The following is a 20,245-nucleotide window of genomic DNA, read 5'->3' on the forward strand; positions in this document are numbered from 1 at the left end:
TTTTACCCCCAACAATAGAATCTCTACTACAATACTATGTCAAATATCCAACAACAGACTTCCGACGACCGTTTTCTGGTAATAGCACTGAAAAAGGATGATAAACAGGCTTTTACCCGATTATTCCATGCCTATTATAAAGATCTGGTGTTGTTTGGCGGTACTTACATTCCAGAGAAATCTACCTGCGAGGATATTGTACAGAATATCTTTCTCAAATTATGGAATGACCGGAAAACACTGGAAATTGAGAATTCACTAAAATCATATTTACTGAAAGCAGTCCGGAACTACTGTCTGGATGAATTGCGCCATCGCAGGATTATAGATGAACACGTTGCTTATGAACTTAAATCGGGCTCTATAGATATAGATACAACGGAAAACTACATACTGTACTCCGATTTATGCCGGCAACTCAAAAATGCATTGGAGCAATTACCTCCCCAAGAAAGAGAAGTATTTGAAATGAGCCGGTTAGAAAATATTAAATATCAGGAAATAGCCAATCGCCTCAATATCTCTGTCAGAACAGTGGAAGTACGCATCAGCAAGGCTTTGAAGCAGCTTCGCTTTTTATTAAAAGATTTTTATTTGCTACTTCTCTTCTTTCTTTTCCACTAATGGATGTGGGATTTTCTTTCTGAAACGTCTATTATATATAAGGTAAAATGCATATGATAAATAAAGATTCAGACATAGAAATTATAATTTCCAACTATCTCTCGAAAGAGGCTACACCAGAAGAAATAAAGGTACTGGAAGATTGGATATCGGCTACTCCCGAAAACTACAGGAGCTTTCTGTTACAAAAGAATGTGTGGGAAGTCAGTCACCCGGCTTTTAATCCGGAAGAGATAGATGTGGATAGCGCGCACAGAAAAGTTATGGAGCAGATTCTTCATCAAAATCAGCCGACATCGGTTCGTCCAAAGTTGTCCTTTCTGCACTACTGGCAGCAAATTGCAGCTATCTTACTTCTTCCTCTACTGATATTATCCGCTTATCTTTATTTTAGGCCAGCTCAACAAATTGCGGAAACTTATCAGGAGTTATTCACTCCTTACGGCACTTGGTCGGTAGTGAATCTTCCCGACGGCTCTAAGGTTTGGTTAAATGCCGGAAGTTCTCTAAAATATCCTACTCAATTCAATGATAAGCAAAGAGTGGTTTCAATGCAAGGTGAAGCCTATTTTGAAGTAGAATCCGATAAGGAACATCCTTTCATCGTACAAACGAAAGAACTGACTGTAGAAGCTACCGGCACAGCATTCAATGTGAACGCATATACTTCGGACAATGTAACAGCTGTGACATTAGTAAAAGGAAAGGTAGCAGTAACTCTTGACAAGAAAAAAACAATTTCCCTTTCACCGGGAGAGAAGATTGACTATAATCTGGTAACTTCTTTGTATAACGTCAACAAAACCAATACTTACAAATGGTGCTCATGGAAAGATGGAGTACTCATTTTTAGAGACGATCCACTGGAATATGTATTCAAGCGTTTGGGGCAAACTTATAATGTGGAGTTTATTTTGAAAGATGCCGAATTAGGAAAATATTCCTATAAGGCGACTTTTGAGGGTGAATCTTTGAATGAGATCTTACGCTTGCTCGAAATGAGTGCACCCATCCAGTGCAAAGAAGTCAGTAACCGTAGTAACAATAGCGAGAAGTTTGAAAAGCAACGTATAGAGGTGAGCAAGACTGTGCAATAATAAGCAAAGAGGGTTCCGACTGATTCAAAAAGGCGTTTCCGTATGCTTTAAAAAGGATATTATTCTCACCATATTGAGAATAAATTCTCATAGTAATGAGAAAAGTATTCTCACTGTGATGAGAATTTTTTCTCATCACAGTGAGAATACTTGAGAATTTACTTCATCTTATACACCAGTGTACCACCTTTTACAATCTCTTCGTGTGAGATTGTTTTCTTCGTATATGGTTCACCATTCAATGTAATACTATCTACATATTTATGTTCTTTCGATAGATTCTCTGCAATAATTGTGAAAGTCTTACCATCAGCCAAATGCAAAGTCATCTTCGGTAATTGCGGAGCACCGAATACATATTCCGCACTCACCGGATCTACCGGATAGAATCCCATCGCACTAAGCATATACCAGGCAGACATCTGTCCGCAATCATCGTTCCCACAAAGTCCGTCAGGTTTGTTCTTGTATTGAGTATCAAATATTTCACGAACCAGTTCTTGTGTACGTTCCGGACGACCTGCCAGTGCATATAAATAAGTAACATGATGACTTGGCTCATTGCCATGAGCATACTGTCCAATCAATCCGGTAACATCTGCCAAACTCTCTCCTTCCAGTTGAACTGTAAACAAAGAATCCAGTTTATTCAAGAAAGGCTCTTCACCGCCAAACAACTGGATCAATCCCGGTACGTCATGTTGTACATGCCAGGTATATTGCCATGCATTTCCTTCTGTATAATCTCCACCGATACTTTCAGAATGTCCTAGTGCACTTGGGTTAAATGGAGCTTTCCAAGTTCCGTCAGCCTTGCGCGGACGCATGAACTTCGTTTGTGGATCGAACATATTCTTATAATAATCAGCACGTTTTGCAAAATATGCCGCATCTTCCTCTTTACCCATACGACGTGCCATATCGGCAGCAGCATAATCATCATATACCGATTCTAAAGTAGAAGATACAGATTCAGCTTTTATCAGGTCTGTCGGGAAATAACCATATTTTGTATAAACTTCCCAATCGGACTTCAACGGATGAGACACCGTCTGCGTCTTCTTTATTATATTGAAAGCACGTTCAGCATCAAAACCGCGGAATCCTTTACGATAGGCTTCGGCAATAACTGATACGCCGTGATTACCAATCATACAGAAATTCTCCTTCCCCCACAATCCCCAAATGGGTAAGAAGCCTTGCACTTCACCTTGTTCAATGAGAGAATTAACAAAGCCATCCACACGTTCGGGAATCATTAATGTATAAAATGGATGAGCGGCACGATAAGTATCCCACAAAGAGAACGTGGAATAGAAAGTACCCGTTCCGGCTTTTACTATAGAATCGGCGGCATTGCGATACATACCGTCAACATCTGAAATCTGATTGGGTTGAATCAATGCATGATAGAAACAAGTGTAGAAATTAGTTTTTTCATCATCCGTACCGTCTATTTCAATACGACTCAAATAGTTATTCCATTCATTATGGGCAGCAGTCTTCACTCCTTCAAAATCCCAGGCAGGAATTTCTGCTTCCAGATTCTTTTTAGCCCCATCTACACTGGTGGTAGAAAGAGCCACTTTCATCATCAGCTCGTCTCCCGGTTGCATATCGAAAGAGGCAATAATACGTTTGCCTTTTTCTGTCTCTCCCATCGGAAGATAAATCGAATCGACTACCGGACGGTTGAATTTCATCACAAAGAAATAATCCTGATTCACCCATACCGTATTATTGACATGTCCTGTCAGTGTCTGCGCATCTTCCCAATTTACTTCGCAACTGTTGACCTGTGAATGATATTGCTCTTCTCTCCATGCAGGACCATGCTGCAGGTCGATCAATATAGAGGCAGAATCCGCTTTATGATAAGTATAGCGGTGGAGGGCAGCATGGATAGATGCTGTCAGTTCCGCTTTCACCTGTGGATCGGAAAGTTCCGCAGTGTAATATCCCGGAGTAGCCGCTTCTTTGTCTTTAGGGAAATGACTACGATAAGCATCCCACGCACGGACACGTGTACCCGTGACCGGCATCACTAGAATATCGCCTAAATCCATACAGCCTGTTCCATTCAGATGTGTCTGTGTAAATCCCCAAACCAGAGAATCCTCATAAACATATTCAGAACAGTAACGCCAACCGACTGCACCAGTCACAGGGCTGGTTTGTATCATACCGAAAGGATAACATGCGCCGGGAAATGTATGCCCGTTGTCTGCGCCACCGATAAAGGTATTAACGTATTGAGTATAATCTTTTGTATCCGTCTTTTCAGCCGGAGTACAAGAAGAATAAAAAAACAAGCCTGCTGCCAGAGTTGCAGCCATAAAAGGGGTTTTTCTTCTCATGGTAAATATAATAATGTTAAGTTAATGTCGCATTATATATGCTGATATTTATCTAATTTTTCACGATAGTAGCTTTCTACATCTTTCCAGTGGTAATAAGGAGCTACGTCTGTTTTCACCGGTAGTTTAGTTTCCTTTTCATTAAGTAATACTTTTACCAATACATCGTTACTTCCTTTTTTATGGAAAAAGACGAATTGCACGTTACTAGCCATCGGGAAAATATCATACGCTCTCCATTGTTCGGATAACTTTTCTACATCAGGGTAAGATTCTCCATAATGATTCAGTTCCAATAAAGCGACTAACGGTAACAGACAAGACTCATGACCAAATCTCAAAGTGGCCTGGTTCTTACCTTCTTTCAAAGCAGCATCTGCCCTATCTAAAATATTACGCAACAAGTCGGCTTCCCGATAGGGCATCAAACCATCCGTTACAGGAGAACAAGCGTGTGTCAGATACCAATATAAGTTGTTACAACTCCATAGATCATAACACTCTTCATCTGTGAAAAGAGAATATAGCTGCATATCTGTATCATGACTCTGCATATTACAAGCCAAATCAAAAAGACGTCTCATCAGGCGCGCTTCATCAACATTTGCTTTTACATACGCTTCGTCTGTAAACAATGTTTTCATCAAGCGTTGCGGACGTACATGGGTAGCTTCAAAATCTTTCTGAACCTTTTTCACTTTATCGGAACCAGCTATTTTACTCAAATCCTTGGCAGGAGGATTCATGTAATACATATCATGGTAACTTGCATCATTCTTGATACATAGATTAGGATTCATCGCCTGCAATTGGAGGCATTCGGATGTCATGGATAAAATACACCGGATGACAACTGTGGAACGGGCATCCACTTCTGTTCCATCAGCAAATATCTGTGGGAAATTAGTATACATACGCTTTGCAATTCCTCTGTGTTGGCGTGCTCCCACCGAAGTCAGTTCACCAAGACGACCTTCCGCCATATCAGCCATGCGCAAAACAATATCCAGTGTGTTTTTACCTGTTGCAGTAAGTTTGTTTAAAGAGTCGGCTTTTAATAAAGTTTGCTTGGGGAAACGATAATCATTCGGATCAATCAGATACCGTGAGCCATGACGCATATATGTGCTGATATAAAAAGGTTCGTACCCCTTAGGAGCAGCTGTCTGCTTAGCAGTAGGCGTAGGATATGCATAATAATTATTAGCGGATAAATACCGGTTTGCACGGATCTCTTCACGAGCAGTTTGCGCTTGTACCGTCCATACAAACAAGAGCAATAAAAGAATAGACGTGAGTTTTTTCATGATAGTATTATTCAATGTATTAATAGTTGTGCCACAAAATTAGAGATTTCTTCTCATTTAAAAGGATTTGATACAGACAAATATACTTAAATCTTAAATGGAGGAAGTTCCTTTTTATGTGGATTCGCTGTGATAAAACAAAAATTCGTACGACTTATTGAATAAATATCAACTCAATTATTTATCTTTGTTAGCTTAATAACAAGCTGGCGCAAAAAACAATAAGTATAATGAAAGATTTCTTGAAATTTACACTTGCCACGGTGACAGGTATCATTTTGTCAAGTATTGTATTATTTATAATCAGCATGGTAACGTTGTTTGGCATCATGTCTGCTTCGGACACAGAAACAATCGTAAAAAAGAATTCTGTAATGATGCTCGACTTAAACGGAACGTTGGTTGAACGTACGCAAGAAGATCCGCTGGGTATTTTATCACAGTTGTTGGGTGACGGATCTAACACATACGGACTGGACGATATTCTTTCTTCCATCCAGAAGGCTAAAGAAAACGAAAATATTAAAGGGATTTATCTGCAGGCAAATTCATTAGGCACCTCCTATGCTTCTTTACAGGAAATCCGTAACGCACTGCTCGACTTCAAAGAAAGTGGAAAATTCGTTATTGCTTATGCCGACTCCTACACGCAGGGACTTTATTATCTTTCCAGCGCAGCCGATAAGGTGTTGCTCAATCCCAAGGGAATGATTGAATGGCGGGGTATCGCCTCTGCTCCCCTGTTCTACAAGGATCTGCTACAAAAAATAGGAGTTGAGATGCAGGTGTTCAAGGTGGGAACTTACAAATCTGCCGTAGAGCCGTTTATTGCTACGGAAATGAGTCCTGCCAACCGCGAACAGGTTACCACATTTATCACTTCTATCTGGGGACAGGTTACGGAAGGGGTATCTACTTCACGTAATATTTCTGTAGACTCACTGAATGTTTATGCAAATCGCATGCTCATGTTCTATCCGGCAGAAGAGAGTGTAAAATGCGGATTGGCTGATACTCTGATTTATCGCAATGATGTGCGCAATTATCTTAAGAAATTGGTAGAGATCAATGAAGATGATAATCTTCCTATATTAGGATTGGGCGACATGATGAACGTAAGGAAAAATGTGCCGAAAGATAAAAGCGGTAATATCGTAGCTGTTTATTATGCATCCGGTGAGATTACAGACTATCCGAGCTCTGCAACTTCCGAAAATGGGATTGTCGGTTCGAAAGTCATTCGTGACTTGCGCAAATTGAAGGATAATGATGATGTGAAAGCTGTTGTACTCCGTGTCAATTCTCCAGGTGGAAGCGCTTTCGCCTCGGAACAAATCTGGCATGCTGTGAAAGAGCTGAAAACAAAGAAACCGGTCATTGTCTCTATGGGTGATTATGCTGCGTCAGGCGGTTACTATATCTCTTGCGTTGCCGATACGATTGTTGCAGAGCCTACTACCCTGACCGGTTCTATCGGAATCTTCGGTATGATTCCTAATGTGAAAGGATTGACTGATAAAATCGGTTTAAGTTATGATGTCGTAAAAACGAATAAATACGCTGATTTCGGAAATATCATGCGTCCGTTTAACGAGGATGAGAAATCATTGCTTCAAATGATGATAACTGAAGGATATGATACCTTTGTAACTCGTTGTGCCGAAGGACGTCACATGACGAAGGAAGCTATCGAGAAGATTGCTGAAGGTCGCGTATGGACTGGAGAAACTGCTAAAGAACTGGGATTAGTAGACGAATTAGGTGGTATTGACAAGGCACTGGATATTGCTGTTGCAAAAGCCGGTATCGAAGGTTATACCGTTGTGTCTTATCCGGAGAAACAAGATTTCCTGTCTTCCCTGCTTGATACGAAACCGACGAATTATGTAGAATCACAATTACTGAAAAGTAAATTAGGAGAGTACTATCAGCAATTCGGTTTACTGAAAAATCTGCAAGAACAATCCATGATTCAGGCACGTATTCCGTTCGAACTGAATATTAAATAAACCGTAATACATGGACGAACACTTTATCAAGATACATAAGTGGCTCTACCCTGCCTCCTGGCTCTACGGAGCAGTGGTAATGATGAGAAATAAACTCTTTGACTGGGAAGTTCTCCAATCAAAGAGCTTTGATATACCTATCATCAGCGTAGGTAATCTCGCTGTAGGAGGGACAGGAAAAACTCCGCACACTGAATATCTGATAAAGTTTCTTTGTAACCAATATAAGGTAGCTGTATTAAGCCGGGGATACAAACGGCACACGAAAGGTTATGTACTGGCCACTCCGGAAAGTACGGCAAGAAGCATTGGCGACGAACCTTACCAGATGCATCAAAAATTCCCGTCTGTCACAGTAGCTGTCGACGAAAAGCGTTGTCATGGCATAGAGAAGTTGCTTGCACTGCAAAAGCCTTCAGTAGATGTTATCCTATTGGACGATGCTTTTCAGCACCGATACGTCAAACCGGGATTGAGTATTCTGTTAACGGATTATCACCGGTTATTCTGTGATGACACTTTGCTCCCCGCAGGACGGCTTCGTGAACCAATTAGCGGCAAGAACCGGGCGCAAATCGTTATTGTCACCAAATGCCCGCAAGACATCAAGCCTATTGATTACAACATTATCACGAAACGACTGAATCTTTATCCATATCAACAGTTATTCTTCTCATCGTTCCGGTATGGTAACCTGCAACCTGTGTTCCCTACCATGTCTCCGGACACAAATGCCATTCCGGCAAACCATGAGATTACTTTGTCCTCACTGGCAAACACTGATATATTATTGATGACGGGAATTGCCTCACCTGCTCCCATTCTCGAAAGACTGGAAGGTTGTAGCAAACAGATAGATTTACTATCGTTTGACGATCACCACAATTTCACTCATCGGGATATACAGCTTATCAAAGAACGGTTTCATAAACTGAAAGGAGAACACCGGTTGATTATTACCACCGAGAAAGATGCAACACGCCTGATTAACCATCCGGCTTTGGACAAGGAGTTGAAACCATTTATCTACGCCTTGCCTATTGAAATTGAAATATTACAAAATCAACAAGATAAATTTAACCAACATATTATTGACTATGTTAGAGAAAATACAAGAAACCGCAGCTTATCTGAAAGGTAAGATGCATACCAGTCCGGAAACTGCCATTATACTAGGCACCGGGCTTGGCAGTTTGGCAAACGAAATCACCGAGAAGTATGAAATAAAGTATTCGGATATCCCCAACTTCCCGGTATCTACCGTCGAAGGTCATAGCGGTAAGCTGATTTTCGGCAAACTAGGCAATAAGGATATCATGGCTATGCAGGGACGCTTCCACTATTACGAAGGTTATTCCATGAAAGAAGTAACTTTCCCTGTACGTGTCATGCGAGAGTTAGGTATCAAAACCTTGTTTGTATCCAATGCCAGTGGCGGTACAAATGCAGATTTCGAAATCGGTGACCTGATGATTATCACTGACCATATCAACTATTTCCCCGAACACCCGCTTCGCGGAAAAAATATCCCTTACGGACCTCGCTTCCCGGACATGAGCGAAGCATACAGCAAGGAATTGATTAGTAAGGCTGACGAGATTGCCAAAGAAAAAGGAATTAAAGTACAACACGGAGTGTATATTGGTACGCAAGGTCCTACTTTCGAAACTCCTGCTGAATATAAGTTATTCCATATCCTTGGTGCTGATGCGGTTGGTATGTCTACCGTTCCGGAAGTTATCGTAGCCAACCATTGTGGTATCAAAGTATTTGGTATTTCCGTCATCACCGACTTGGGAGTAGAAGGAAAAATCGTAGAAGTAACACACGAAGAAGTTCAGAAAGCCGCTGACGCTGCTCAACCGAAAATGACCACGATCATGCGCGAACTTATCAACCGTGCCTAAACAACCATCCCGATTTATGAGAACTGAAATAGCATCTCTCGGTGAGTTTGGTCTGATTGACCGCCTCACCGAGGGAATCAAACTGGAAAACGAATCCAGCAAATATGGAGTGGGCGACGATGCCGCCGTTCTCTCCTACCCTTCAGAAAAGCAAGTATTGGTAACAACCGACCTACTTATGGAAGGTGTGCATTTTGACCTGACTTATGTTCCCTTGAAACATTTGGGATATAAATCAGCAGTAGTTAATTTCTCCGATATTTATGCCATGAACGGTACTCCCCGGCAGATTACGGTATCTCTTGGTCTTTCCAAGCGTTTCAGCGTGGAAGATATGGATGAACTTTATTCCGGTATCCGTCTGGCTTGCCAGCAATACAATGTCGACATTGTGGGAGGTGATACAACTTCTTCCCTGACAGGTCTTGCTATCAGCATCACCTGTATCGGCGATGCCGACAAGGATAAAGTAGTTTACCGTAATGGAGCTAAAGACACTGACCTGATCTGTGTCAGCGGCGACTTGGGAGCAGCCTATATGGGGTTACAACTCTTGGAACGTGAAAAAGTGGTATTAAAAGGCGATAAAGACATTCAACCGGATTTCACCGGCAAAGAATATCTATTGGAACGCCAGTTAAAACCGGAAGCCCGCAAGGATATCATCGAGAAATTGGCAGCCGCCAATATTGTCCCTACTTCTATGATGGACATTTCCGACGGTCTGTCATCAGAGCTGATGCATATCTGTAAACAAAGCAATGCTGGTTGCCGCATCTACGAAGAGCATATTCCAATCGATTATCAGACGGCTGTTATGGCTGAAGAGTTTAACATGAATCTTACAACCTGTGCCTTAAACGGCGGAGAAGATTATGAACTACTCTTTACTGTTTCCATCGCCGATCATGAGAAAGTATCACAAATGGAAGGAGTCCGTCTCATTGGACATATTACCAAGCCCGAACTTGGCTGTGCATTGATTACTCGTGATGGACAAGAATTCGAATTAAAAGCGCAGGGATGGAATCCATTAAAGGAGAATAAGCAATAGATTTCATCACATACTTGAAATATTTTCATCTTATACAACACTGATAATTAGCTGACTAACTTTTTATCAGTGTTTTTTATTTCCAGAAGACTTGCAGAATCCAAAAGTTTCACTACCTTTGCAACCGCAAAAGAGATTTAACTGAATCAAGTTAATATTATGGTGCCATAGCTCAGTTGGTAGAGCAAAGGACTGAAAATCCTTGTGTCCCCGGTTCGATTCCTGGTGGCACCACAAACGAAAGCCAAAAAGCCTTGTAAGACAACGACTTACAAGGCTTTTTTATTTTCGGGAGTCCAAATGAGTGCCCAGTCTTACATTTTGCATTACCACCATTTGTACATAAAATAATAGTCCAATATAATCATAAAATCAACATATTTTTGTAATTTTGCAACGCAATTCACAAAAAGTTGCACTTGTATGATTATAAAGAATAAATGTATCACAACTATTGATATCCCTGTAAGAAACTGGGGATATTTGGAAAACTGGAAAAGCACAGCTTCAGTTTATGGCTCGTAAATCTGCGAGTTAGGTTCGGTCATACACCATGACTGACAAAATAATCAATTTATATCATAAAAAACAAATTCTTCATGAACAATCTTCGATTGCTCACAGGGTTGCTTTCCGTGACCTTGTTGAGCGGTGGGGTGTGCTCTTATGCCCAGTCGGTAATAACTTTGGAAAAAATTTTCGAGACCGCTGAAGCCAACAGTGCACAACTCCGCCCTTCATTTTCTGCACAGACCGAAGCCGGGCATGCAATAAGCGTTGCGCGTGCAGGTCGCCTACCAGATGTCAAAGCATCGCTTTCGATCAGTTATATAGGCGATGGCTTTACAACCAAACGCAATTTCAGCGACTATCAGAAAGCTCCCATACCACATCTGGGAAATGGACTGTCGTTGAATGTCACCCAGCCGGTTTATACAGGCGGAGCCGTGGCAAATGCCATAGAACTTGCCGGGCTGAAATCAACAGCCACACGGTATGCTACCGACTTTCAGCGAGACAATATCCGCTTCCAACTTACAGGATTCTATCTTGACATCTATAAATATACTAATCTGCGCCGGGTTATGGAAAGCAATATATCCGCAGCCGAAAAGGTATTGAAAGAAATGCAGGCACGCTATGAGCAGGGGACAGCTCTTCAAAATGACATCACACGCTATGAACTCTTGGTATCGAATCTTGAATTACAGCTTGTCAAGATAAACAATACTCTCGACATCCTTAATGTCAATCTTGTAACAACGGCAGGATTGCCCGAGGGAACTGTCGTTGTACCGGATTCCACCATTCTGACTCGTTCTTTACCGATGAATGGAGAACAATGGTGGCAGCAGGAGGCTATGTTGAACTCTCCGTCATTAAGCCTCGCACGTTCCGGTGTTGACATAAGTCGCAAAGCGGAAAATATCATCCGTTCCGAGCGTCTGCCCAAGATAGGGCTTCAGGCAGGTTGGAGCATTGACGGTCCCATTCTTGTGGAAGTACCGCCAATCAATCGCAACTTAAGCTATTGGTATATCGGGGTCGGGGTCAGCTACAACATTTCCTCACTATATAAAAGCAACAAGTCTTTGGCAAAGAGCCGTGCTGCCACACAAAGGACAATAGAAGAACTTGCCGCCACACGTGAAAGTGTCTCGCTTGCTGTAAGAGCCGACCATATACACTATTTAGAGGCCTATGAAGAGCTACAGAACCAACGGAAAAGCGCAGAGCTTGCCGAACGAAATTACCGCACGATTTCTACGCGATACTCGGCAGATATGGCATTGATTACCGATATGCTCGACGCGGCCAATGCAAAACTCGATGCGGAGAAGCAGCTGGTTAACGCTCGTATAAACATCATCTACTATTATTATAAACTTTTATTCACCACCGGAAAAATATGAAACACCGTAGCAAAAAGATACTTTCTTATATCATCACCATCGCAGTAATCGCTGTCGCAGCATTGTGGGTCGGCAGCAAGTTCATTCACCTTGGCAATGTAGAATTTACCGACAATGCGCAGGTGCGTCGGCAGATAGTGCCCCTCAATAGCCGCGTACAAGGTTACATCAAAGAAATCCGTTTCAAAGAATACGAGAAGGTTAAGAAAGGGGACACACTTGTGATAATTGACGATGCCGATATGCGCCTTAATGTAGCCCGTGCAAACGCAGATTACCAGAATGCCCTCGCCGGACGCGGTGTCGCTGACCGGACAGTTGTATCAGCTTCGGCAAATGTAGCCGTCAATGAGGCATCTATCACTGAAGCCAAAGTGCTGATGGATAATGCAGCTACAGATTTGGCCCGATACGAAAAACTATTGGCACAGGATGCCGTCACCCGCCAGCAGTATGATGGTGCCAAGACGGACTATGGGGTAAAAAAAGCCCGATACGAAATGCTTGTGAGGCAACGTTCGGCAACCTCATCGGTCGTCGATGTCAACCGTCAACGCATATCGCAGTCAGAAGCAGGAATTGAACTTGCCAAAGCTCTCCTTGAAACTGCAGAACTTAATCTCAGCTACACTATAATTACCGCCCCGTGCAACGGCTACACTTCACGTAAGGAGATACAGGTCGGTCAACTCGTACAACCGGGCCAAACACTGCTTGATATTATTGAATCAGGCGACGTGTGGGTTGCCGCCAACTATAAGGAAACTCAACTCCACCACATAGTTCCCGGAAGTAAGGTGGAAATAAGGGTGGATGCTATCCCGGGAGTTCTTTTCAACGGAAATATCCGGTCAATCTCCACAGCTACCGGTGCTTCACTTTCACTGATCCCGCAGGACAATTCAGCCGGAAATTTCGTAAAGGTGCGTCAGCGAATACCCGTAAGGATTGAATTTACGGAAGACAACAAGCCGGAAGATATGGAACGGCTCCGTACTGGTATGAATGTGGAATGTTACGTAAAGTATTGATATGGCAGACTGGCACGTTCCACAGGGACCATTCGACATTCCGGATGTTCCCAATTTCATTCCACGACAGCTAAAGCCGTATCTGTTTATTCTTTTTGTACTGATAATCCAGTTCTCAAGCGGAGTTTATCTTGCCGCCGCATCTGACATGGTAGGTAGTACGGCACTTATGCAAGAGGATATTCTCATGGCAGGCTATGCCTCACTGATAGGGTTGGCCATCAATTTTGCCGTCATGTTCCGCATCAAGTTCCGTTTCTCTACCCGAACCCAGTTGGTTACTTCAGGTATAGTCCTGATAGTTGCCAATATTATATGTGCCCACACAACAAGTGTACCGTTGCTTGTCGGCACTTGTTTCGTGGCGGGATGGTTCAGGATGCAGGCCACACTTGCCTGTAACTCCACAATACAGTTATGGCTGACTCCTGTACGTGACATGGCGATATTCTTTTGCTACGTCTATATAATAGTTGACAGCGTAATACAATTGAACGGTATCACCACCGTCTATATTATATTCTTCTCGCAATGGGAATATATGCACTGGATTATGACCGGACTGCTCGCCCTAATGGTACTGCTGGTTATGATATTAGTGAAGCCTGTACGCGGGCCAATGTTCATTCCTTTGCTCGGTATCGACTGGATAGGCGCAATCTTATGGGCGGGATTCATGCTTTGTTTTACTTTCATCTGCGTCTATGGCAATTTCTATGACTGGTGGGATGCCACGGAGATAAGAGGTGCAACAGTTATCGGGCTTGCCTGTCTCGGCATAAACCTGTGGAGAGCTACATTCCTTCACCATCCCTACATATCATTCAGGGCGATGAGAAACCACAACGTGATACGAGCAACGGGCATCTACCTCGTTTTCTTCACCCTGATTGCCACTGAACATGTGTTTGAACACAGTTATGCAGCAAATATACTCGGATTTGATGAAACCAATCTGATCGACTTGAACTGGTATGTTTTCGCTGGAATCATCGCCGGGTGTGCGTTCACATATTTCACCTTCGCACTACGTAAATGGAGGTACAAGACCATGGCGGCAATAGCATTTGTCCTTGCTGCCTGTTACCTTGCCTGTTTCTATTTCTTCATAGATTATGGCATTGAGAAAGAGATGCTTTTCATTCCGCTGTTTTTTCGTGGTGCCGCATCCGTGATAATCTCCATTGTTTTCCTTACCTCAATTGTACAGAGCGGACTTCCATTTCAGGTATTTCCACAGGCCCTTACCATCAACGGATTCACAGGAGCGGTTATGGGAGCGACACTCGGGCCGGCACTCATTGGGGAATTCCTAAGACATACAATGGCTAAAAACGCTTCACTACTCAGTTCAAATATCGTAGATTTCAATCCTGCCATAGACCATGTGCCTATCGGTCAACTTTATGGAATGGTGCAGACGCAGGCTCTCGTTGTCTCTATGAAAGAAATCTACGGTTGGCTGCTTATCACGGCATTAGTATCGCTCTTGATTATACTCGCCAGCTATGGACCTGTACGACCATTTGCGATATTCCCGAAGTGGAGTACTGTTCGGAGGAGTATCAAACATATAGTCCGAACTAAGGGTAATACAGGAATCCAGTCAGTGTAGTCGTTCTTATATAATATAAGCATTGACCATTATAATCTGTCAGAATATGAGACAAGACACTAGTGTCCCATTAAAATTGGGACACTAGTGAAATCATTTCAATTATGATAATTGCTTATTTGCAGGTAAGTACAGTTCGTCAGCACTTCGAAAATCAAGAAGAAGAAATCTTTCGATAAACTTCATCAAACGGCACTCTGCACCGTTCACCCCAAATACCTTTATTCCCATCCCGTATTCCGCAGGGGATAACCATATTTATTTCGGCACCATGCGGTAGCTTCAGCACTCTTTTTAGCCGACGGCTGTCCAGCCCCTCCAATGGACAAGTATCATACCCTTCGTTCGCCATCGCAATCATAAATGTCTGGGCAGCAAGCGCACAGGACTTATGGGCAACCACACGCATATCATTCTCGGACACTTCGAGCATCATCGGACGGAAAATGCTGATAATATTAGCCAACAGCTTCCTGAACAGCCCCAGAAGCCCCAAGAAGCGGGCATACACAAATGGCATTAATATTCCGTAATACAATTCACGGTCTTTGATTCGTTTTGCCTGACGTTCTTTCGGGCTGTTGCGATGAATGTTATCCCGTTCAAAGTCAAGTACAAACCGCGCACGCTTCCTGTAGACATCCCGGCGGACCACGAAAACCACCACTTCCGGTGCAGTGGCTGTCGATTTCTGGTCGAGGCAGGCTCTCGAAACTTTCGCCAACAGTTCAGGCTGTGTGATGTGATAGAATTCCCACAACTGCATATTCGAACTGTTGGGAGCCAGTGTTGCCAGTTCCAGACAATGTTTCACCTTCTCCGTATCTATCGGTTTCATTTTATCATACACACGCACAGAGCGGCGATACTGGAGTACTTCATCTAAATTCATAGGCTTAATCATTAGTTTATATTTTATAGATATCTCATTCTTTCACAGGTCTGTCATCTCCCTCTCATGCAACTGTTGCAGCACAACCTCCGCCATTTCTTTAGAGCTAAACGGATTTTGTCCCGTCACCAGATTATTGTCAACAATTACTTTTGAGGTCATAGGTATCAATGCCTTTTGATAGTTGGCCCCTCTCGCTTTGAGTGATGCTTCAAGATTGAAAGGAACTTCTTTCTTCCGATTGGCAAGGCTTTCTTCCAGCCAACTGAACCCTGTTATTTCTTTGCCTTTAATCAGATATTCACCATTGGATGATTTGACATTCAACAGTCCGCTTACTCCATGACAGATTGCAGCCACTATCTTGTTGTTTTCATCATGTTCCGTAATGATTGCCTGCAAAACGGCATTATCCGGAAAGTCGTACATGGTTCCGTGTCCGCCAGCCAAATAAATACAATCGAATAGCTGCTCCCGAACATCATCCAGTTTTTTGGCATGACGCAGCATTTCTCTGAACTCAGGATTCTCCCAATACTCCCTGGATATCTTATCCAGAACGACTGGTTTTAAACTCTCAGGATCAACAGGCGTATTTCCTCCTTCGGGACTGGCTATCGTCATTTCATATCCTCTTTCTCCGGCACAATGATAGATGTGAGTAAACTCACTAAGCCATAATCCGGTTGCCAGGCCACTATTCGCATAAGTCCCGGTTCCCGTCACTACTAATAGAATCTTCTGAATATACATACAACTGTCTTTTGATGAATACGGGGTTAAAACACTTCTGCAAGCAAATGTATCTCAGATTGCAGAAGTTTTAACATATTCAATCCATAAGAAAAGGAAGAAAACAAGTAAGTTATAGAAATGGAATATCTAAGTCAATACCAATGGAACAATATTGTGAGAATCATTGAACAGCATAGGGGACATGGCTCCCCGTCAATTCAAGACACGCCAATAGACCAATAACAAAAATCCCTTGAACTTTAAAAATTCAAGGGATTTTTGTCTTGTCCATTTTGCACCTACTTCCGTAGTACAAGCAGCTACACTTTTGAACTATGTAGTTTTTTATAAACCTCTACTCGAGCGTCTATTTCTGCCTGGGTTAAATGCGCAGGAAGTTCAATGGTAGTTCGTGGAGTAATGGCAACCAATACTACCTTACCTACACTTTTTTTATACTCTTTGATTGCATTCTCCATCACTTGGCTGGAAGAAACAAACTCACGCATTACATTACCTTTTTTCATATATCAATTGAATATCTTTGTTTATACACGATTACACAAGCAGAATATAAATCCATGTTTTTATACAGGATCGGCTTTAACCGTATCTTCCGGTTTCAGTTTATTTTCCAGACAAATATTAATTGCATTCATCCCTTTTTGTCCACGTTCCAGATCAAACGTCACAATGTCATTCTCCGAAATTGCGGTAACCACATTGTTCACATGAAAAAAATACTTCTCAACGCCAGAAAGATCTTTAATAAAGCCATATCCTTTTGATGTATTAAAGAATTCGACTCTTCCTCTTAAAATAACCGGTTCCTCTTTTCCCTTTTTAGGAGTGGCAATAATGATTTCCTCGGCATTAATTTCTTCTCTCTTTGTATTATTTGCCGGAGGAGTTGAAGTAATCATCCCGTTCTCGTCTACATAAGCAATCATATCATCAAGGCTACTGCCCCTGTTAGATGACTTCCTGTCTTCTTTTCTTTTTTGTTTCTCTTCCCGCTTAGCGAGTCTCTTCTTTTCATTTTCACGTTTACCAACTGTCATGGATTTTGCCATAGAACTTATTTTTTATTTATACTAGATATGAATGAATAATGCAATAAAACCGATCTCTAGATTACATAATCAGCTTTATTCAGTTTTTTTCCTGTCAATTTCTGAATATCATTAATCAGCTTACGCTCTTCCTGCGAACAGAATGTAAGTGCCGTCCCAGTGTTTCCAGCTCTTCCGGTACGTCCGATACGATGGACATACGTTTCCGGTACATCGGGAAGATCATAGTTAATCACCAAAGGTAGCTCATTGATATCAATACCTCTGGCAGCAATATCAGTAGCGATCATCACACGTGTTTTCCCGGACTTAAAATTGCCCAATGCCGACTGTCGTGCCGCCTGACTTTTATTTCCATGAATAGCCTGACTGCCAATCCCTGCCTTGCCCAATATTTTGACGATCTTATCCGCATTATGCTTCGTACGTGAGAATACCAGTACCGATTGATCTTCCGACTTCTGTAAAATCGAAATCAACAACTGGCTCTTCTCCTTTTTCTCTACAAAATAGACCATCTGCTCAATAGAATCCACAGTCGATGATTTCGGAGTTATACTGATTCGCACAGGATTCTTCAACAGAGAGTTAGTTAGAGAAATAATCGTATCAGGCATTGTAGCCGAGAAAAACAAAGTCTGCTTTTCTTTCGGAAGTTTTGGTAATATCCGTTTGATATCGTGAATAAATCCCATATCAAGCATACGGTCTGCTTCATCAAGTACGAAATGCCGGATACTATCTAAATGTACATGCCCCTGATTCATCAAGTCGAGTAAACGTCCGGGGGTAGCAACGAGAATATCAATTCCTTTGTGTAACATATCCACTTGCGGGCGCTGATTCACTCCTCCGAAGATAACTCCGTGACGTACCCGGGTATATTTGGCATAGTCGTTAATACATTCACTGATCTGCAATGCAAGTTCACGGGTAGGTGTCAAGATCAAAGCTTTAATTCCCTGACGTTTCGTCAGCTCTTTATTCATCTGCAAATGCTGGATAATAGGGATTGCAAATGAAGCAGTCTTCCCGGTTCCCGTCTGCGCACAGCCCAGTATATCCCTTTTTGCTAATGCAGGCGGAATTGCTTTCTCTTGTATAGGAGTGGGTACGGCATATCCTTTTTCTTCAATAGCTTTTAAAATCGGTTCGGTTATATTTAATTCTTTAAATGTCATAATTGTTATTTATACTGTATTGAAACAGCGATTTTGTTTTTATAGATTGAAAGACGCAAACAAATCCGGAATGGAAATGCAAAGTCCTCCTAATTAAGCCAGTTTATGGGTTGCCAAGAAAAACTCGCGTTCCAATGTAGCCATTACTTCTTTTACGCTACTAATCTTTTCTGCGAGAAAGGCATTGCTACCGGCAAATGCATATCCTTTTTTCATATTTCCTCTAGCTGCATTATATAAAGCCTTGATAATGCAGTAGGGACTTTTTGTGTAGTCACAGGTCTTGATACAATGGAACGAACAGTTCTTAGGTCTCTCCAAACCATTATTCACATTGTGAATAAATTCTCCATCAATAGCCCGTCCCGGCATCCCGACAGGACTTTCAATAATAAGAACATCTTCAGATTTGGAATGAATATATACTTCTTTAAATGTTTCTGAAGCATCACATTCAAGAGTAGTTACAAAAATGCTTCCCATCTGCACACCTGAAGCTCCCAGTTCCATAAAATGTGCTATATCCTCACCTGTTGAAATCCCTCCGGCTGCAATCACCGGAATTTGTTTCTGTTCTTTATAGCTGGATGCAATCATTACCACTTCCGGAATCAATGCTTCCAAAGCATAATGCTGATCCTGTATTTGTTCCTTTTTAAATCCTAAATGCCCACCGGCTTTAGGTCCTTCTACCACGATTGCATCGGGCAGATAGTTATAGTTCTTTTGCCACTTGTCACAAATAATTTTCGCTGCTCTTGAAGAAGATACGATAGGAACCAATTTTGTAACACTTCCCGAGGGCAGGTATGATGGCAAATCGAGCGGAAGTCCCGCACCTGAAAATACCACGTCAATCTCTTCCTCAATCGCAGTACGCACCATATCGGCATAATTAGATAAGGCAACCATGACGTTTACTCCGATTATACCTTTTGTTTTTGTACGTGCCTTGCGAATTTCCTCTCTCAGTCCGCTTATACATTTCTCCGGATAGGTGCCCTTTCCTTTGGGGTATAACAATCCTAAACCCGCACATGATATAACCCCTACTCCGCCTTCATTTGCTACTGCAGATGCCAAACCGGACAGTGAGATTCCTACTCCCATTCCACCTTGTATAACAGGTGTTTTAATTTCAATATTTCCTATAAAGAACGATTTCATATGTTTTATTTTGTATGGGCAAAACAGATAGACAGAAGTGAGTATACTTTATCCAAGTACTCAATACTAGCCTGCCACTAACGATTTACCTTATTGGATAATTTATTAAACTATTTGCTCCTGACTATTTCAGGAGTATTGTATTACAAAAAAGCCTAATAAATCTATTTTCAGAATGGAAAGTACAGGATTAGAAATTCCTAATTTTGCATAGAAGAGCCAGAATTAGCAGAACTTAAATGTAAAATGATTTTTCGTCCTCCCTATTCAGTAGAGATTCCTC

The 20,245-nt window shown here is 42.0% G+C and carries 17 protein-coding genes and 1 tRNA gene; 10 read left to right on the forward strand and 8 right to left on the reverse strand.

The features are described from left to right. Positions 1-36: 36 nt before the first annotated feature. Positions 37-624, forward strand: a complete 588-nt coding sequence (locus I2I13_RS20715; protein ID WP_148367145.1) for an RNA polymerase sigma-70 factor — start codon at positions 37-39, stop codon at positions 622-624. A 53-nt stretch (positions 625-677) separates the two neighbouring features. After that, on the forward strand, positions 678-1,721 hold the full coding sequence (locus I2I13_RS20720) for a FecR family protein (RefSeq protein ID WP_195650399.1): 1,044 nt from the start codon (positions 678-680) through the stop codon (positions 1,719-1,721). Between the two features lie 158 nt (positions 1,722-1,879). Here I2I13_RS20720 and I2I13_RS20725 read toward each other — a convergent pair whose 3' ends face one another. Both I2I13_RS20725 and I2I13_RS20730 read right to left on the reverse strand, forming a co-directional pair. Next, the gene (locus tag I2I13_RS20725; protein WP_195650400.1) at positions 1,880-4,078 is read right to left on the reverse strand and encodes a GH92 family glycosyl hydrolase; all 2,199 of its coding nucleotides are present in this window, start codon (positions 4,076-4,078) and stop codon (positions 1,880-1,882) included. 32 nt (positions 4,079-4,110) lie between these two features. Next, complete coding sequence (locus I2I13_RS20730; RefSeq protein ID WP_148367142.1) at positions 4,111-5,385, reverse strand: histidine-type phosphatase; 1,275 nt, start codon at positions 5,383-5,385, stop codon at positions 4,111-4,113. 230 nt (positions 5,386-5,615) lie between these two features. Between I2I13_RS20730 and sppA the strand changes: the two genes are divergently transcribed. From sppA to I2I13_RS20770, 8 genes are all read left to right on the forward strand, one after another. Then, positions 5,616-7,394 (forward strand): signal peptide peptidase SppA, encoded by a 1,779-nt coding sequence (gene sppA, locus I2I13_RS20735; protein WP_195650401.1) that lies wholly within the window; start codon positions 5,616-5,618, stop codon positions 7,392-7,394. Positions 7,395-7,404: 10 nt separating this feature from the next. Next, on the forward strand, positions 7,405-8,535 hold the full coding sequence (gene lpxK, locus I2I13_RS20740) for a tetraacyldisaccharide 4'-kinase (RefSeq protein WP_148367140.1): 1,131 nt from the start codon (positions 7,405-7,407) through the stop codon (positions 8,533-8,535). Continuing rightward, on the forward strand, positions 8,492-9,301 hold the full coding sequence (locus I2I13_RS20745; protein WP_004327187.1) for a purine-nucleoside phosphorylase: 810 nt from the start codon (positions 8,492-8,494) through the stop codon (positions 9,299-9,301). Before lpxK ends, I2I13_RS20745 begins: the two co-directional genes overlap by 44 nt. Positions 9,302-9,317: 16 nt before the next feature. Next, the gene (gene thiL / locus I2I13_RS20750; RefSeq protein WP_195650402.1) at positions 9,318-10,355 is read left to right on the forward strand and encodes a thiamine-phosphate kinase; all 1,038 of its coding nucleotides are present in this window, start codon (positions 9,318-9,320) and stop codon (positions 10,353-10,355) included. 161 nt (positions 10,356-10,516) lie between these two features. Continuing rightward, positions 10,517-10,589, forward strand: a tRNA-Phe gene (locus I2I13_RS20755). Between the two features lie 365 nt (positions 10,590-10,954). Continuing rightward, entirely contained in the window at positions 10,955-12,268 is a 1,314-nt protein-coding gene (locus tag I2I13_RS20760) for a TolC family protein (protein ID WP_148367137.1), read from the forward strand. Then, entirely contained in the window at positions 12,265-13,299 is a 1,035-nt protein-coding gene (locus I2I13_RS20765) for an HlyD family secretion protein (protein ID WP_148367136.1), read from the forward strand. Before I2I13_RS20760 ends, I2I13_RS20765 begins: the two co-directional genes overlap by 4 nt. A gap of 1 nt (position 13,300) precedes the next feature. Further along, positions 13,301-14,914 carry a hypothetical protein gene (locus I2I13_RS20770; protein WP_195650403.1) on the forward strand — a complete coding sequence of 538 codons (1,614 nt, stop codon included), beginning with the start codon at positions 13,301-13,303 and terminating at the stop codon, positions 14,912-14,914. 154 nt (positions 14,915-15,068) lie between these two features. On the opposite strand, the gene I2I13_RS20775 is transcribed toward I2I13_RS20770, so the two are convergent. The 6 genes from I2I13_RS20775 to I2I13_RS20800 form a co-directional block, all read right to left on the reverse strand. After that, positions 15,069-15,806: a nitroreductase family protein gene (locus I2I13_RS20775; RefSeq protein ID WP_164727235.1), complete on the reverse strand. Its 738-nt coding sequence runs from the start codon at positions 15,804-15,806 to the stop codon at positions 15,069-15,071. A gap of 42 nt (positions 15,807-15,848) precedes the next feature. Continuing rightward, positions 15,849-16,559, reverse strand: coding sequence for a type 1 glutamine amidotransferase domain-containing protein (locus I2I13_RS20780; protein WP_195650404.1), 711 nt, complete (start codon positions 16,557-16,559; stop codon positions 15,849-15,851). Between the two features lie 302 nt (positions 16,560-16,861). Next, the gene (locus tag I2I13_RS20785; protein ID WP_148367131.1) at positions 16,862-17,068 is read right to left on the reverse strand and encodes a hypothetical protein; all 207 of its coding nucleotides are present in this window, start codon (positions 17,066-17,068) and stop codon (positions 16,862-16,864) included. Positions 17,069-17,128: 60 nt separating this feature from the next. Next, the gene (locus I2I13_RS20790) at positions 17,129-17,614 is read right to left on the reverse strand and encodes a cold-shock protein (RefSeq protein ID WP_148367130.1); all 486 of its coding nucleotides are present in this window, start codon (positions 17,612-17,614) and stop codon (positions 17,129-17,131) included. Positions 17,615-17,670: 56 nt separating this feature from the next. Beyond that, positions 17,671-18,795 carry a DEAD/DEAH box helicase gene (locus I2I13_RS20795; RefSeq protein WP_148367129.1) on the reverse strand — a complete coding sequence of 375 codons (1,125 nt, stop codon included), beginning with the start codon at positions 18,793-18,795 and terminating at the stop codon, positions 17,671-17,673. A 93-nt stretch (positions 18,796-18,888) separates the two neighbouring features. Then, positions 18,889-19,962, reverse strand: coding sequence for a nitronate monooxygenase family protein (locus I2I13_RS20800; protein WP_148367128.1), 1,074 nt, complete (start codon positions 19,960-19,962; stop codon positions 18,889-18,891). Positions 19,963-20,245 lie beyond the last annotated feature (283 nt).

It is taken from the genome of Bacteroides sp. D55t1_190419_B8 (genome assembly GCF_015558905.1).
Taxonomy (GTDB): Bacteria; Bacteroidota; Bacteroidia; order Bacteroidales; family Bacteroidaceae; genus Bacteroides; species Bacteroides vicugnae.